Annotated in this window: 14 protein-coding genes and 1 pseudogene; 4 read left to right on the top strand and 11 right to left on the bottom strand. The window is 70.9% G+C overall.

The annotated features are described in order from the left end of the window. Positions 1 to 41: 41 nt before the first annotated feature. Complete coding sequence (locus C1I98_RS06915; RefSeq protein ID WP_146607317.1) at positions 42 to 341, top strand: hypothetical protein; 300 nt, start codon at positions 42 to 44, stop codon at positions 339 to 341. A gap of 57 nt (positions 342 to 398) precedes the next feature. Beyond that, positions 399 to 824: a carbohydrate-binding protein gene (locus C1I98_RS06920; RefSeq protein ID WP_111166240.1), complete on the top strand. Its 426-nt coding sequence runs from the start codon at positions 399 to 401 to the stop codon at positions 822 to 824. Positions 825 to 835: 11 nt separating this feature from the next. Here C1I98_RS06920 and C1I98_RS06925 read toward each other — a convergent pair. The 4 genes and pseudogenes from C1I98_RS06925 to C1I98_RS06940 form a co-directional block, all read right to left on the bottom strand. Next, positions 836 to 1,108: pseudogene (locus C1I98_RS06925) on the bottom strand (TetR/AcrR family transcriptional regulator); the annotation flags it as partial. A gap of 139 nt (positions 1,109 to 1,247) precedes the next feature. Further along, complete coding sequence (locus C1I98_RS06930; protein WP_158557943.1) at positions 1,248 to 2,045, bottom strand: alpha/beta fold hydrolase; 798 nt, start codon at positions 2,043 to 2,045, stop codon at positions 1,248 to 1,250. A 1-nt stretch (position 2,046) separates the two neighbouring features. Next, entirely contained in the window at positions 2,047 to 5,229 is a 3,183-nt protein-coding gene (locus C1I98_RS06935; RefSeq protein WP_111166242.1) for an amino acid adenylation domain-containing protein, read from the bottom strand. 25 nt (positions 5,230 to 5,254) lie between these two features. Then, the gene (locus C1I98_RS06940) at positions 5,255 to 6,394 is read right to left on the bottom strand and encodes a methyltransferase (RefSeq protein ID WP_233507300.1); all 1,140 of its coding nucleotides are present in this window, start codon (positions 6,392 to 6,394) and stop codon (positions 5,255 to 5,257) included. A gap of 129 nt (positions 6,395 to 6,523) precedes the next feature. On the opposite strand from C1I98_RS06940, the gene C1I98_RS06945 reads away from it, so the two are divergent. After that, positions 6,524 to 7,090: a hypothetical protein gene (locus C1I98_RS06945; RefSeq protein ID WP_111166244.1), complete on the top strand. Its 567-nt coding sequence runs from the start codon at positions 6,524 to 6,526 to the stop codon at positions 7,088 to 7,090. A 1-nt stretch (position 7,091) separates the two neighbouring features. Here the strand turns inward: C1I98_RS06945 and C1I98_RS06950 are convergent, their stop codons facing one another. The 6 genes from C1I98_RS06950 to C1I98_RS06975 all read right to left on the bottom strand — a co-directional run bounded on the left by C1I98_RS06950 (position 7,092) and on the right by C1I98_RS06975 (position 12,603). Then, positions 7,092 to 8,417 (bottom strand): RNA polymerase sigma factor, encoded by a 1,326-nt coding sequence (locus C1I98_RS06950; protein WP_199536774.1) that lies wholly within the window; start codon positions 8,415 to 8,417, stop codon positions 7,092 to 7,094. Further along, positions 8,417 to 8,836 (bottom strand): YciI family protein, encoded by a 420-nt coding sequence (locus C1I98_RS06955; RefSeq protein WP_111166246.1) that lies wholly within the window; start codon positions 8,834 to 8,836, stop codon positions 8,417 to 8,419. Before C1I98_RS06955 ends, C1I98_RS06950 begins: the two co-directional genes overlap by 1 nt. Positions 8,837 to 9,000: 164 nt before the next feature. Beyond that, complete coding sequence (locus tag C1I98_RS06960) at positions 9,001 to 10,002, bottom strand: amidohydrolase family protein (RefSeq protein ID WP_111166247.1); 1,002 nt, start codon at positions 10,000 to 10,002, stop codon at positions 9,001 to 9,003. Between the two features lie 32 nt (positions 10,003 to 10,034). Further along, positions 10,035 to 10,607: a 3-hydroxyanthranilate 3,4-dioxygenase gene (locus C1I98_RS06965; protein WP_111166248.1), complete on the bottom strand. Its 573-nt coding sequence runs from the start codon at positions 10,605 to 10,607 to the stop codon at positions 10,035 to 10,037. A 2-nt stretch (positions 10,608 to 10,609) separates the two neighbouring features. Then, on the bottom strand, positions 10,610 to 11,056 hold the full coding sequence (locus C1I98_RS06970) for a RidA family protein (RefSeq protein ID WP_111166249.1): 447 nt from the start codon (positions 11,054 to 11,056) through the stop codon (positions 10,610 to 10,612). A 101-nt stretch (positions 11,057 to 11,157) separates the two neighbouring features. Continuing rightward, positions 11,158 to 12,603 (bottom strand): 2-hydroxymuconic semialdehyde dehydrogenase, encoded by a 1,446-nt coding sequence (locus C1I98_RS06975; RefSeq protein ID WP_111166250.1) that lies wholly within the window; start codon positions 12,601 to 12,603, stop codon positions 11,158 to 11,160. A 121-nt stretch (positions 12,604 to 12,724) separates the two neighbouring features. On the opposite strand from C1I98_RS06975, the gene C1I98_RS06980 reads away from it, so the two are divergent. Beyond that, positions 12,725 to 13,651, top strand: coding sequence for a LysR substrate-binding domain-containing protein (locus C1I98_RS06980; RefSeq protein WP_111166251.1), 927 nt, complete (start codon positions 12,725 to 12,727; stop codon positions 13,649 to 13,651). Between the two features lie 11 nt (positions 13,652 to 13,662). On the opposite strand, the gene C1I98_RS06985 is transcribed toward C1I98_RS06980, so the two are convergent. After that, positions 13,663 to 14,532: a helix-turn-helix domain-containing protein gene (locus C1I98_RS06985; protein ID WP_111166252.1), complete on the bottom strand. Its 870-nt coding sequence runs from the start codon at positions 14,530 to 14,532 to the stop codon at positions 13,663 to 13,665. Between the last annotated feature and the right edge of the window lie 306 nt (positions 14,533 to 14,838).

Genomic DNA, 14,838 nt, shown 5'->3' on the forward strand with positions numbered 1-14,838 from the left:
CGCTAAGGTGAGGCGATTTACCGGCCTACCCAGGGGAATTCGTGCGCCGATACCGTTTCGGGAGATTGGCGGCGCTGCTCGCTCTCGGTTATGTGATGGTGACCGCCGTGCTCGGTGTCATCGTGCTGACCGGCGGCGATTCCGCGCTTCTTCTCATGGCCGTGACGCATGTGCCGATCCCCCGGGAAGTGGTCCTTTCCTGGTGGGAGATCCTGCTGCTGGTCCTCGCCGCCGCCGTAGAGGGCTGGGCGCTGTGGTACCTGCTGCGCGGCCGGGCCGCCGGGGCGCGGCCCGCGCTCGACCGGCCCGTAAGCCTGCCGCGCTGGGCGCTCTACCTTTAGGCCGCATCCACCCTGGGCACCGAACTACGGGTCGTCGAACGGCCGCCGTGGCTCCGGATGCGGGTCGAACCGGACCGGCTGCCGCTCGGCCAGGACCTGACGGGCACCGCGACCGTGCGCACGGAACCGGCCGGCGGTCCGCCCATCGTCGTACGGCTGTCGGCGACCGCCCCCGACTGGATGACGGTCACCTTCGATCCGGCCGACATCACGCCCGGGGCGAGTTCCACGATGACCATCACCGCGCGGCCGGACGTCCGGCCGGTGATCGGCGTGGTACACGTACGTGCCACCGGCCCGGTGTCGGGGGCGACGGAGATGACGGTCGAGGTGCCCCCGGTGCCCTGGCGGCCGGGGACCGGCTACAAAGTGGACGATGTGGTCGTCCACGGCACCGAGTGGTACGTCTGCCGCAAGGCCCACACCTCCAGACCGGGCCGCACCCCGCCGAGGTCGCCCGCCCTGTGGCGCCACCTCGGGTGACCCCGCGCGGGTCATTCGCCGAGCGACCTGCGCACGGCGATGTCCACCAGCTCGTGGAGCTGCTGGTCGGTGAAGATGTCCGGGAGCGTCAGCCGTTCGACGATGAGCCAGTTCAGCGCGAGGTAGAGGAGCAGTACGGAGGTCGTGTCACCCGGCAGGCCGGAGGCGGCGTGGTAGGCGACGTTGGCGTCGATGTCCTCACGGATGCGCTTGGTGAGCACGGCGCGCAGCTCGGGCCGCCGGGTGGACTCCAGCCGCAGCTCCAGCAGCGCCAGGTAGCCGGAGATCGACGAGATCGCGCTGAAGAGCTACCCGGTGGTGGCGGGCGCGGGCGTCTCGATGTTCGCCCGGGGGGTTCCTCCCCACGCTGTTCACCCCCACCCACACCGCGATCCTTCGACAACGGCGCCCAGGTCACCTGGCTCACCAGGGCCTAGAGATCGCCGCGGCCGCCGTGACGAGGCCCGCGAACCGGGCGGGATGGGTGAGGTGCGCGATGTGTCCGGCACCTTCGATGCCGACGTAGACACCGCGCGGCACGATGGCGGCGATGCGGCGGGTGACCTCCTGATGGTGGGGAAGCGACTCGGTACCGGCCGCCGCGAGTACCGGAACCGGCAGGTCCAAGGGGTCGAACGCCGGCACGTCGAGAGTGGCGTCGGCCATCTCGGTAAGCGCGGTGCCACCCTCGTCCACCAGCCGCGCGCGCGACCCGGCGGGCAGAACGTGCCAGCGCTCCTCGCCGAGGACCGCTCGGAGCAGCGCTTCGACGGCGGCAAGCGGGCTGCCTGCCATGCGGACCAGTCGATCCCAAGGGGCTTCGTCCGGCCACCAAGGCAGCCATCGCACCGGGGGCTCGAAGGCGACGACGGCGCGGACGCGATCGGGCCAGCGACCGGCCGCGTTGAGCGCCACCAGGCCGCCGTAGGAGTGTCCAGCGACGATTGCTCCCGGCGCTTGTTCCAGCATCGCCCCGAGATCGTCCACATGGTCGTCGAGCACATCCGCGGAGCGGCCCAGGTCGCGAGATCGCCCCCAGCCGCGCCGGTCCCAGCTCAGGACCGTCCAGGCAGGAAGCTCGGCCGCGACCCGCCGGAAGCTCGCCGACCGGTCGAGCGTGCCGTGGACCAGTATCACGCGGTCGTCCGCGTCCGACGCCGGTCCGGGGGTGTGCAGGGTGTTCAGCTCGGGACGGACCGACCGGCATGACCGTGGCGGCATCTCAGCTCGCCCGTCCAGTGAGCACATGCGCGCTGATGGCCTGGGGAGTAGGGGCGCCGATGATCTGCTCGATGTCGAGCAACGACCCGGTTTCGCGTTCGACGGAAGTGAGCAGTTCGGCGACCGAAAGCGAGTCTCCACCGAGTGAGAAGAAGTCCGACGTCGCGCGCACGCGCCGCTGCGGCAGCTTGAGGCAGGAAGCGAAGACGCAGGCGATTCGCCAGGTCAGCCTGCTCTCTTCGGCGAAGGGCGGCTCCTCCGGCGGATGGCCGTGCCGCTCGCCGACAGTGGTGGTGTGCGGACGGGGCGGTGGGCCGGATGCCGCTTTGAGGACCGGAGCCGGCGGTGAACCTGATGCCGCTTCGAGAACCGGGCGATCTTCCGGCGAGGTGCTCTCCTGACGGTCAAGTTTGCCCACGAGCGTGCGCGGAAGTTCATCGACGAAGGCGAACCTCGCGGGAATCATGCCGCTGTGCAGCCGCGCCACGAGGTGGCCACGAATCGCGGGCTCGTCGAACGAACCGGACTCGGCGACGACGACCGCCTCAAGGCTCTGGCCGCGTTGCGTGACGGCACACGCCCGCACACCGGGCACCGCCTCGATGGCCCGCTCCACCTCTTCCAGCTCGACCCGCTGCCCACGGATCTTCACCTGCCGGTCCCGCCGCCCCACGTACTCCAGCACGCCGTCCGGACGCCACCGGCAAATGTCGCCGGTCCGATACAGCAGCCGGCCGGGCTCGGTGCTGAACGGGTCGGGCAGGAAGCGCTCGTCCATCAGGTCCGGGCGACCCAGATAACGGCCGATCCCGATGCCGCCGATGTGCAGTTCGCCACTATGGCCGACCGAGACCGGGCGTCCGTCCCTGTCGAGAAGATAGACCCGCTTGTTCGGAACCGGCCGGCCGATCGGCGGCTCGCCGTCGCCGTCGTCGCACTCGTGCCAGGTCGCCCAGACAGCGGTCTCGGCCGGGCCGTACAGGTTGAGCACCCGTCTACCGGGCGCAGACCACTTGCGGACCACGGCGGGGGGCAGTCGCTCCCCCGCGGCGGCGACGATGCGCAGGCGCGGCATCGGCAGCACCGGCAGCGCCGCCCACACGGACGGGGTCAGCGTCGCCACCGTGACCTCGCCATCGCGCATCAGTCGCGCCAGTCCGGGCCCCACGGTCAACTGGTCGGCCGATCCGATGAGCAGGGCCGCCCCGCTCAACAGGGACGACGCCAGATCGAAGACCCACCCGTCGAAGTTGGGCGAGAAGAACTGCAGAACCCGGTCACCGGCGCCGAGCCGCAGCGTGCGCCGCTGGGCGACGTGCAGGTTGACCAGCGCCTCATGGTTGACCGCGACGGCCCTGGGCCGTCCGCTGGTGCCGCTGGTGAACGCCACGTACGCCGTGTCGCCCGAGTGGACGCCGGTTACCGGAGGAGTGGCCGCCCTCGCCTCGGTGCCGGCCTCAAGGATCTCGGCGGGTAGGGACAGCGCGGAAATCCCGGTTCGGGTGCGTTCGTCGGTCAGCAGCAGCCGCGCCGACGCCTCAATGATCATGGCGCGCAGCCGTTCGGGCGGGCAGGTCGGGTCGGCGACCATGAACGCGCCGCCCGCCTTGCCGATGGCGATCACGGCGATGATGAAGTCCACCGAGCGGGACATCGTCACGCCGGCCACGCGCCCCGGTTCGACGCCCCGCCCGCGTAGCAGGCGGGCCAGGGCGTTGGCGCGCTGGTCGAGGTCACGATAGGTGTGGGCGGTTCCGCGGTCGATCACGGCGACCGCGTCCGGGCGGACGGCCGCGTGCCGCTCGAAAACCTGGTGCCAGCACCTCTCCGGGCCCAGCGGCACGGCGGTGTCATTCCATTCGGCCGACCAGGGCTGTTCCCGCTCATCGCGAGCGGGCGTTCCGTCGAGCAGGACGCGGGCGTGGGCGAGGCAGCGGGTGTTGGCGTGCCTGCCCCACTCCAGCGCCGACGGCCCGGTGTCGAACCGATAGCCGGGGTAGCGGGCCAGGAAGTCCAGTACCGCCCAGCGCGCCATGCGTTCGGCGTAGGGCGCGCCGACACAATGGTGCCGGCCGAACCCGAACCCCAGGTGGCGGCCTTCCGCCCGATCGATGCGCATGGCCTTGGGGTCAGTGAATCTGGCCGGATCGAGGTTGGCCGCGGCCAGCAGCACGAGCACCGTCTCACCCGCGCGTATGCCGACCCCCTGGATCTCGTGGTCGGTGTTCGCACGGCGGGCGACGTACTGGCTCGACCCGGTGAGCCGCATGACCTCGTTGATCACCGAGTCGATGCGGGCCGGATCGTCCTGGAGCAATCGCCGCTGGCCGGGATGGCGTTCCAGGAGTAACAGCGTCGATGATATGAGGTGCGTGAGCGTCTGGTACCCGCCCGCCGCCAGGACGACGCAGTTGGCCGCCACCGTGCGCAGCGCGTTGTCCCGGTCCTGGACGTTCGCCGGCGGACGATCGCGCAGCCCGGCGGTCATCGAGCTGATCAGGTCGGTGCCAGGGCTCGACAACCGGGCGGCCGCCTCATTTTGGAAGGCCGCCATGGCCTCGTCAAGCGTCGCGATGACTTCTTCGTCCTTGATGCCGGGAAGGGTGGACAGGCTGCCGAGCAGGCGTTCATAGGCGTCCGCCCAGCGGCCGATCCGCTCGGGGCGGTCGGTGACGCCCAGCAGTCCGGCGACGAGGGCCGTGGGAAGCCGTCCGGCGAAGTCGCTGATCAGATCGATGGCGCCGCCGCCCGGAAGGGTCGTCAGCACGGACGCGACGATGTCACGAAGGGCGGCGTCGCTGCGACGGACCCGGGCGGGCAGAAAGTGGTCCCGGATGGCCGCGCGCGGGCCGATGTGATCCGGTGGATCGAGGAACAGCATCTGCCGGGACAGCATGTCGACGACACCGGCCACCGCGCCAAGGTTGCGCCGCTGGAGGTCATCGGGCGAATGGAATCGGGCCGAACTGAACCGCCGGGGATCGGACAGAATCTCGGTGGCCGCATCGTAGCCGGAACACACCCACACCTGGCCGACCTCGTCGAAGAACAGCGGCCCCAGTTCTCTGATGGCATCGATATAACCGGAGGGGTCGGCGATCACTTCGGCGTGGGCGAGGTTGTGAATGCCGTGACGGGCACGCCGATAGGCGCGCCGGGCGTATGTGCTGGTCGAGTCACTCATGACACGTCCCTTTTCGCCGGACGATTCAGCGGTACCGTACTCGGGCCGGACTTCGATGGCCGATGATCAAATGTTTATCGCCGTCCGATCGCCGGACCGAGCCATCGGCGAATCCCGCGGCGGCGAGCAGGTCAAGATATTCTGCCGCGGTGCGATGCCTGCCGCGGGTCTCCACATGCATTTCGAGGTTCATCACCGCGGTCGAGATCGGACCGGTCCGGTCGTCATCGAACAGGCGCTCCATGACCAGTACCCGCCCGCCGGGCTCGCACGCCCGGTACGCCTTGCCGAGCAGCTCACTGCATTCCGGATCCGGCCAGTTCGACATCACGTAACCGAGCGCGATGACATCGCCCTGCGGCAAGGGATCACGGAAGAAATCTCCCGCCACGAAGTCCAGTCGATCGGCCACGCCGTGCGCACGGGCCGCCTCCCTGGCGTACGGGGCCGCTTCGGGAAGGTCGAACACCACGGCCCGCAGGCCGGGCGCGTGCTTCAGCGCGGCGACGGCGAACGGCCCGCTCGCGCCGCCCACGTCGACCAGGCACCGGTTTCCGGCCAGCTCCGCCAGACTCGCGAGGTCGCCCGATATCCCATAGCTCAAATTCCACATCGCGGCCATGAACTCACGGGTCGATTCCGCATCGCGGTAGAAACGCTCGTAGGGGCCGGGTTCTCCGGCATCCACCGCCGACTTGCCGTAGCGCAGATACGCTTCAAGGGTAGCGATCCGCCCGGCCGCGTCGCCGACCATATGGCCGACGAAACCACCGATGTAGTGCGGATCATCCGGGTCCAGATAGGGCCGCACTTCGCCGGGGATCGCGTAACGGCCGTCGTCCGCCCGCCGTAGGATCCCCGAGGCGGCGAGCACCAGCAGCATTCGTTCAACGGTGTCGGCATCGAGCCCCGAGTCGGCCGCGACCCCCGCCGCGGTCATCGGGCCATTGCCGAGCATATGGGCTAGAACCCCATATTTGTCCGCGAGATGCACCGCCGGTGTCACCAAAAGCCCGTAAACCGCGTTCTCCAGATGGACAGGGATCATCGTCCCCCCCGAAGGCGGCTGATCAGCACCGCCCGCCGACGAATATCGCTTCTTCGTTCCATAATCGGGGTATCCAGGAACGAATACCAGCCCCTTCTCCAGCTTTTCCAGGGCCACTGTATGACAGATGTCATGCGGACGGGTGACATCGGCACGCCGGTCGCTGTGGTTTCGGCACTACGCCCGCCCCGGGCGGCTCCCCGACGATTGCCGGTAGACACCCACCGGCGCAGAAGGAGTCCTCCGATGGCGAGCATCACCCCCCAGAGCACGAGCTGGACCGCGTGGCTTGCGGGCCGGTGGCCGACCGGGCTGGCGCTGGTGGCGTCGGCGTTGATGATCGGCGGCGGCGGGCCGGGGCAGGGGGTGGCCGGGTTCGGGCAGATCTTGCCGCTGTTGCCGTTGCTCTATCTGGTGATGGCCAAGCTGCATCGGCGCGAGTGGACCTGGCCGGGCCTCGGGATCGGGTCGGTCGCGATCTTCGGCCTTCAGTTGCTGGACATCCCGGTCGCCGCCGTGTTCACCGGGATCGCGCTGGTCGTGATGGTCTGGGCCGGGGTGGACGGGCAGGTGCGCAGGGACGGCGCGTTCCGGGCGCAGGCGCTCGGGATGGTCGTCTTCGGCGGGCTGGCGCTGGCCGGGCTGGCCGTCGATCCGGACCTGGGCCGCTACCTGGTGGCGGCGGGCTGGTTCTTCCACGGCGTGTGGGACTTCGCGCACCTGCGGGCCAACAAGGTGGTGGCCCGCTCTTTCGCCGAGTGGTGCGGTGTCGTGGACATCGTGATCGCGGTCGCGCTGGTCCTGCTGCCCTAGATCAGTCGAGGGCGGCGGCCTTGCGCAGGAGTACCGCACGCTCCCGGGCGTTGCCGCACAGGCGGGCGGCGAACTCCAGTTCGGCGCGGGCCTCGGCGCCGCGGCCGAGCCGGGCGAGCAGTTCGCCGCGCACGCCCGGCAGCAGGTGGGAGCCCGCGAGGCGGCCGGAGGCGGCCAGTTCGTCCACGATGGACAGCGCCAGGCCCGGCCCGTTCGCCATGGCGACGGCGACCGCGCGGTTGAGTTCGACGACGGGCGAGGGGGCCACCCGGCCGAGCGCCTCGTACAGCAGCACGATCCGCTCCCAGTCGGTCTCGGCCACCGAGGACGCCGACGCGTGGCAGGAGGCGATGGCCGCCTGGAGGCCGTACGGCCCGAGGCCGCGGCCGGCGGTGGCCCTGGCCAGGGCGGCCTGCCCGCGCCGGATCGCCGAGCGGTCCCACAGCCGGCGGTCCTGGTCCTCCAGCAGTACGGCCTCGCCGTCCGGGCCGGTGCGCGCCGGGAAGCGCGCGGAGGTCAGCTCGAACAGCGCGAGCAGCCCGTACACCTCCGGCTCGCCGGGCAGCAGCGCGGCCAGCATCCGGGCCAGCCGAATCGCCTCGTAGGCGAGGTCGGCGCGCAGCAGGCGGTCGCCGGAGGTCGCCGTCGAACCCTCGGTGAAGGTCACATAGAGCACGCTCAGCACACCGCCGAGCCGTTCGCGGCGTTCGGCGGCGGGCGGCTGCTCGAACGGCACACCCGCCGCGGCGATCGTCTTCTTGGCCCGGGTGATCCGCGCCTGGACGGTCGGCACCGGCACCAGGAACGCCCGGGCGATCTCCTCGCTGGACAGGCCGCCCACCGCGCGCAGCGTCAGGGCCACCCGGGCCTCCGGCGACAGCACCGGGTGACAGGCCATGAAGATCAGTGCGAGGATGTCGTCGTCCACCCGGTCGGGGTCCCACGGCAGGTCGTCCTGCCGTTCCCGCGGGTCCACCGCGCCGGCGGCGGCCTCCCCCTCGGCGAGCCGGCCGGCCAGCATGGCGTACCGGGCGTCCAGGCCCGACCTGCGGCGGAAGCCGTCGATGGCACGCCGCCGCGCGGTCGTGAGCAGCCAGCCCACCGGGTTCGCCGGGGCCCCCTCACGCGCCCAGGTGACCAGCGCCTCGGCCAGTGCCTCCTGGGCGACGTCCTCGGCGAGTTCCAGTTCGCCGGTGTAGCGGGCCAGCGCGGCGACGATCCGCGCCGACTCGATCCGCCACACGGCCTCGACGGCCCGCCGCGCCGACTCAGTGCCCGGCTGAGTGTCCGGCGCGGTGTCCGGGGAGCCGTTCTCGGCCGTGGGCATCAGAGCTGGCCGGTCCGCTCGCGCCACGCCCGCTCGTTGATGACCCACTTGTTGTCCTGCGGGAACTCCTCGATGCTCGGCACCCGGCGGATCTCGCACTTGGTGCCGGGGATCGGCGGGAGCCGCTTGGCCCACTCGACGGCCTCCTCCTTGGTGGCGACGTCGAGAATGTAGTAGCCGCCGAACAATTCCTTGGTCTCCCCGTACGGGCCGTCGGTGACCACCGGCGTCTCGCCGCTGAAGTCGACCACCACGCCCTGGGCCGGGTCGTCCAGGCCCTCGGCGGCGACGAGCACACCGGCCCGGATCAGCTCGTCGTTGAAGCGGCCCATGGTCTCCAGCATCTCCTCGAAGGAGACCTTGGACATCGCCTCCATGGTCTCGTCCGTCCCGCGCATGATCAGCATGTACTTCGCCATCGTGGTTCTCCTCGTTTCACCGGGCCGCCCTTTCGACCCTTTCACCCCAAGGTCGAACCGCGCTCCCATGGATCGACACGCTAGACGAAGTTTTTCCCGGCATCTCGCGCAGGGCCGCGTCCACAGGTTTCGGACACCTCAAGTGGCCGCCGCCCGCGGGGCGGTCATGACGAGCCCGGCTCGAAGAACTCCAGCGCGTTGCCGGCGAAGATCCGGGCGCGGTCGGGTTCGGTCAGTTCGGCGCACCCGCGTACGGCCGTGCCCGGCTCCTGCTCGCCGAGCGGGAACGGGTAGTCGGTGCCGAGCATCACCCGGTCGGCGCCCATGACCTCCACGAGCAGCCGCAGCGCCCGCGGGTCGAACACGGCCGAGTCCACGTAGAAGCGCGCGACGTACTCGGACGGCGGCCGGGGCGAGTGCGCGCGTACCAGGTCCCGGTTGTGCCAGGCGTTCTCAGCCCGGCCCAGCAGGTAGGCGAAGCCGCCCCCGCCGTGGCAGAAGCACAGCTTCAGCGACTCCGGCAGCCGCTCGAAGGCCCCGGTCAGGATCAGCCCGAGGATGCTGAGCTGGGTCTCCGCGGGCATGCCGACCAGCCAGGACAGCATGTGGTGGCCCATCCGGTCCGCGCCGAGCATGTCCCACGGGTGTACCAGGACCGGCACCCCCACGTTCCCGCAGTGCGCCAGGAATTCCACCAGCTCCGGGCGGTCGAGGTACCGCTCGCCGACGTGGTTGCCGAGATGTACCCCGCGGTGCCCGGCCGCGATGGCCCTGGTCATCGTGTCCACGGCGCGGTCCACGTCCTGGAGCGGCACCTGGCACAGCGGCAGCAGCCGGTCGGGGGCGGCGGCGCAGTGCGCGAGAATCCGCTCGTTGACCAGGTCGCACCAGTCGGCGGCGCGGGCGGGGTCCGCGCCGTAGCCGAACAGCAACGGAGTCGAGGAGACCGCCTGCACGTCGATGCCGCGCGCGTCCATGTCGGCCAGCCGCCGTTCCGGCTCCCAGAGCCCGGCGGTGACCGGACGGTACTCGTCCTCGCCGCTCATCATCATGCCGCTGCCGTCGCCGTGGACGCGCAGCCACGGTCCGGCGTCCGCGCTGATGATCCGGCTCTCCGTCCGGGTGATGGCCGGGAAGATGTGGGCGTGGACGTCGATGACGGTCACGGGCTTCTCCTTGGTCCGGTGCCGGTACGGCGTCAGGCGCGGGGGGCGACGGCGGGGCGCAGCGGCTCGGGCCAGTCGCGCCCGGGGTGCTCGGTACCGCACTCGGGGCAGGTGCGGTCGCCCGCGTAGAACGCCTCGAAGATCGGCGGCAGGTCGTCCACGATCGACCTGAGCTGGAGTTCGGCGCGGTGGACCAGGTGGTGGCAGTTGACGCAGTACCACTCGAAGGCGTCCAGGTCGCCGGTCGGCCGGACGAACTCCACGACCAGCCCCACGCTGCCCGGCTCGGGCCGCTGCGGGGAGTGCCGCACGCGTGGCGGGATCAGGTGGACGTCACCCTCGTTGATCTGCACGTCCACCGGGGGCTTGCCGACCTCCTCCATGACGCGCAGCACCATGTTGCCCTTGAGCTGGTAGAAGAACTCCTCAAGCGGGTCGTCGTGGTAGTCGGTGCGCTGGTTGGGGCCGCCGACGACCGTGACGATCAGGTTGGTGTCCTGCCAGATCTGCACGTTGCCGACCGGGGGCTTGAGCCGGTCGCGGTGCTCGTCGATCCAGCGCTCGAAGTTGAACGGCATGCCGTGGGCAAGGCGCGGCAGCGTCATCGTCACGAGTCCTTTCCGGGTTGCGGGATGTGGGCGACGCACGAGATCTCGATGAGCAGGTGCGGGTGCGGGAGCTGGTGGACCGCCACCGTGGTGCGGCTGGGGCCGGTCTCGTCGAAGTACTCGGCGTAGACGGCGTTGTAGCCGCCGAAGTCGTTCATGCTGACCAGGTAGGTGGTGACGCTGACGATGTCGCCGAGGTCGCCGCCCGCGGCGCGCAGCAGGGTGCGGATGTTCTCGATGACCGCCCTGGTCTGCTCGCGGATGTCGAGGGAGGTGACCCCCATCTCGTCGGCGGACGCGCCGGCGAACGTACCGTCCGGGCGGCGGGAGCTCGTGCCGGACACGAAGACCAGGTCGCCCGCCCGCCGTACGTGCGGGAACCGGCCGCGCGGTTTGGCCGCGCCGGGCACGACGATGGCCGCGTGCTCGTCGTCGGGACGGCTCATCGCGTGGTCACCTCCACATCGCCGAGGCCGGCGGCGACGACGCGGGCGTGCGCGGCGCGCAGCCGTTCGGCCGCCTGTGGTCCGATCATGTCCCCGCCCCCTCAGATCCGCACGCAGACGTTGACCGGCTCGGAGAAGAAGTCCAGCGAGTACTCCCCGCCTTCCCGCCCGATCCCGGACGCCTTGACCCCGCCGAACGGAGTCCGCAGGTCGCGCAGGTTCCAGCAGTTCACCCAGACGATGCCCGCTTCGACGCGGGGCGCCACCCGGTGCGCCCGGGACAGGTCGCTCGTCCACACGGTGACGGCCAGGCCGTACGCGCTGTCGTTGGCCAGCCGGACCGCCTCGTCCTCGGCGTCGAACGGAGCCACGTGGCAGACCGGTCCGAAGATCTCCTCCCGGACGGTCCTGGCCGTGGGCGGCAGGCCGGTCAGTACCGTTGGTTCCACGTGGAACCCTTGGTCGCGGCGGTCCCCGAAGTCCGGTACGCCACCGCCCGCCACCACGGTCGCGCCCTCCTCGACGGCGAGCCGGTAGTACGACAGCACCTTGTCCCGGTGCGCGGCCGAGATCATCGGCCCGTAGCCGGTCAGCTCGCGGGCGCGCTCGCCCAGCGCCGCCACGAACCGATCGAAGATCGGCCGCTCGACGTAGACCCGCTCGGTGCACAGGCAGATCTGGCCGGAGTGGGTGAAGGCGGACCGCGCGGTCCCCTCCACGGCGGCCTCGAAGTCGGCGTCGGCGAAGACCAGCGCGGCGTTCTTGCCGCCCAGCTCGAACGACACGGGGGTGACGTGGTCGGCGGCGGCCCGCATGATGGCCGACCCGGTGGCCGACTCCCCGGTGAAGGCGATGGCGTCCACCCCGGGGTGGCCGGTCAGGAACTCGCCGGCCGCGCCCGCCCCATGCCCGTGGACCAGGTTGAACGCGCCCGCCGGAAAGCCGGTCTCGTGGATCACCTCGGCGAGCAGCGCGGCGGTGCCGGGGGTCTCCTCCGACGGCTTGGCCACCACGGCGTTGCCCGCCGCCAGGGCAGGGGCGACCTTCCAGGACAGCAGGAGCAGCGGGAGGTTCCACGGCGAGATGACCGCGACGACGCCGAGCGGACGCCGTACCGTGTAGTTCAGCGCCTGGCCGTGGGGCGAGGCCGTGTGGAAGGCGCTGTCGCGGCGCGCGTAGAGCAGGTCGGCGTACGCCCGGAAGTTGTCGATCGCGCGCGGGATGTCCATGGTCTCGGCCAGGGCGCGGGGCTTGCCGGTCTCGCGTACCTCGGTGTCCACGAACTCACCGAACCTGGCCGCGATGCCGTCGGCGATGCGACGCAGGGCCGTCGCACGGTCCTGGGCGGACATGCTCCCCCACGAGCCCGACAGCGCGCCGCGCGCCGCGCGGACCGCCTCGTCGACGAGACACCTGGGCGCTTCGGGGACGGCCCCGATCACGGCCCCGTCGGCAGGGTCGATGAGCGGGAAGGTGTCGTCCGCCCACCGGAAGGACCCGGCCACGTACATGGCCACCGGGTCTGGTCCCGGAGCTGTTCGCCGCATTACCGCCCCTTCCACATCAGCCCGCCCAACAGCGGACAAATGAGATGATGCGCCACGCGGGTATATCACGCTAATATCGGTTTTTGCGTTATGTATAACCGCCCTGTGATAGGAGGCGGCCATGCGTCCGGTCGATCTGCTGAACGGGCGGCTCAAGCTGCGCCACCTCGTGCTGGTCGTGGTGATCGCCGAGCAGGGCAGCGTGCTCCGCGCGGCCGAGCACCTCCGCCTCGCCCAGCCCGCCGTCACGCGGGCGCTGCGCGAGGCGGAGCAGTTCCTCGGGGTCGCGCTGTTCACCCGGGGGCCGCGCGGGGTGACCCCCACGCTGTTCGGCGAGGCGTTCATCGAGCACGCCAGGACCGTGCTCGCCGAGTTGCGCCGGGCCGGGGAGCGCATCGACGAGCTGAACCGGGGCGACGTCGGCACCGTGACCATCGGCACCCTGCTCGCCGGGTCGAACGTACTGCTGCCCCGGGCCATCGCGGCGCTCAAGGCCGACCGGCCGGGCATCACCGTGATCGTGCAGGAGGCCACCTTCGACACCCAGGTACCCCGCCTGCTGGACGGCGAGATCGACATGATCCTCGGCCGGCTCAACCCGATCGAGGACCAGCCCGCCCTGCGCCAGATCACCCTCTACAGCGAGCCGGTCCGCCTGGTCGCGCGGGCCGGCCACCCGGCGCAGACCCTCCCCGGGCTCACCCTGCCCGACCTGCTCACCTACCCGTGGGTACTGCCGCTGGAACAGACCTCGCTGCGGCATGAGCTGGAGCAGGTGTTCCGGAACGAAGGGCTGGAACTCCCGCACAACCGCGTCGAGTGCACCTCGATCCTCACCGTGCGTACGCTGCTCCGGGACACCGACATGGTCGCCGCCCTGCCGGAGCTGGTCGCCCGCACCGACCCGGCCCTCGCGCTGCTGCCCATGCCGCCGGCCTCGGTACGCCGCCTGGTCGGCGTCACCTTCCCCGCCCACCGCCCGCTGACGCCGTCGGCCCGCCTGATGCTTGACCACTTCCACGCCCAGGCCGTCGAGCTGACCGCATGATCCGGCGGGGGTCAGCCGCGGTGCGGCGTGCCCGGCCGCGCGGTGCCCGCCGCCCACGAGGCGAGGATGCGCAGGCCGTCGTGGGAGGGCGTGCCGGGCTCGGCGGTCCACACCACGAGCTGCTGGTCGGGATCGCCGGCACAGGCCAGTGCGTCCCAGTCGAGGGTCAGCTCGCCGGCCACCGGGTGGCACAGCACCTTGGCGTACTTGCTCCGCAGGCTCACCTGGTGCTCGCCCCACCAGCGGCGGAAGTCGTCGTACCGGACCGACAGCTCGCCCACCAGGCTCGCCATCCGCTGGTCCGCCGGATTACGGCCGGCCTCCATCCGGAGCAGCGCCACGGTGTCGCGGGCCATGCGTTCCCAGTCGGCGTGCAACGCTCTGATCGACGGGTCCGCGAAGAGCAGCCACACATAATTTCGCTTCTTTTCTGGAATGTTCGCGAAATCGGTGAAGAGTGCGGCGGCCATCCGATTCCACGCGAGAATGTCCATCCGGCGGCCCAGGATGACCGCCGGAGTGGTGGTGAGTTCGGACAGCAGTCGGCGCAACTGCGGGCGCACCTTCTGGGCGGCCTGCCGGCGCGGGCGGGCGGCGTCCCGGCCGGCCAGCTCGAACAGGTAGGCGCGCTCGTCGTCGTTCAGGTGCAAGACCCTGGCCAGCACGTCGAGCACCGGCGCCGACGCGGGCCTGCGGCCCTGCTCCAGGCGGGTGTAGTAGTCGGTGCTGATCGAGGCGAGCAGCGCGACCTCCTCCCGGCGCAACCCCTTGACCCGCCGCCGGGCCCCGGTGTCGGGCAGCCCGACCGTACGCGGGCTGAGCCGGGCCCGGCGAGCCTTCAGGAACTCGCCCAGCTCGCTCTGGTGCGCGTCACCGCTCATGGGACGAGTCTCGCAGAGAACACGACCCCGGCGGGAGGGCCATGAATGCAATTGTGCGGCAGTGGGCCGGATGCGAGCGCGGAGGCGGCTGCGAGTATTGCGTTTCCGCTCGCTCATTGGAAATAGCGGCAATATACGAAAGCGAACCTCCCTTTCCGCCCCCGCTGCGTGCTTCACAAGGGGGCGGCGGGCTGAGAGCATGGCGGGCGTGTCCCTCACCGAGTGGCCGTTACGCATGGTGCGAGCCGTTGTGTTCGCGGTGGTGTGCGTCGCCGTGTCGGCGGCGGGGCACGCGTTCGCCGGGGG

Origin of the sequence: Spongiactinospora gelatinilytica (assembly GCF_003236385.1) — a bacterium.
Lineage (GTDB): Bacteria > Actinomycetota > Actinomycetes > Streptosporangiales > Streptosporangiaceae > Spongiactinospora > Spongiactinospora gelatinilytica.

Coding starts and splice junctions, on each gene's coding strand:
- C1I98_RS06920 (WP_111166240.1), top strand. CDS start 399: ATGCGGGTCGAACCGGACCGGCTGCCGCTCGGCCAGGACCTGACGGGC.
- C1I98_RS06930 (WP_158557943.1), bottom strand. CDS start 2,045: ATGCCGCCACGGTCATGCCGGTCGGTCCGTCCCGAGCTGAACACCCTG.
- C1I98_RS06935 (WP_111166242.1), bottom strand. CDS start 5,229: ATGAGTGACTCGACCAGCACATACGCCCGGCGCGCCTATCGGCGTGCC.
- C1I98_RS06945 (WP_111166244.1), top strand. CDS start 6,524: ATGGCGAGCATCACCCCCCAGAGCACGAGCTGGACCGCGTGGCTTGCG.
- C1I98_RS06950 (WP_199536774.1), bottom strand. CDS start 8,417: ATGCCCACGGCCGAGAACGGCTCCCCGGACACCGCGCCGGACACTCAG.
- C1I98_RS06955 (WP_111166246.1), bottom strand. CDS start 8,836: ATGGCGAAGTACATGCTGATCATGCGCGGGACGGACGAGACCATGGAG.
- C1I98_RS06965 (WP_111166248.1), bottom strand. CDS start 10,607: ATGACGCTGCCGCGCCTTGCCCACGGCATGCCGTTCAACTTCGAGCGC.
- C1I98_RS06970 (WP_111166249.1), bottom strand. CDS start 11,056: ATGAGCCGTCCCGACGACGAGCACGCGGCCATCGTCGTGCCCGGCGCG.
- C1I98_RS06975 (WP_111166250.1), bottom strand. CDS start 12,603: ATGCGGCGAACAGCTCCGGGACCAGACCCGGTGGCCATGTACGTGGCC.
- C1I98_RS06980 (WP_111166251.1), top strand. CDS start 12,725: ATGCGTCCGGTCGATCTGCTGAACGGGCGGCTCAAGCTGCGCCACCTC.
- C1I98_RS06985 (WP_111166252.1), bottom strand. CDS start 14,532: ATGAGCGGTGACGCGCACCAGAGCGAGCTGGGCGAGTTCCTGAAGGCT.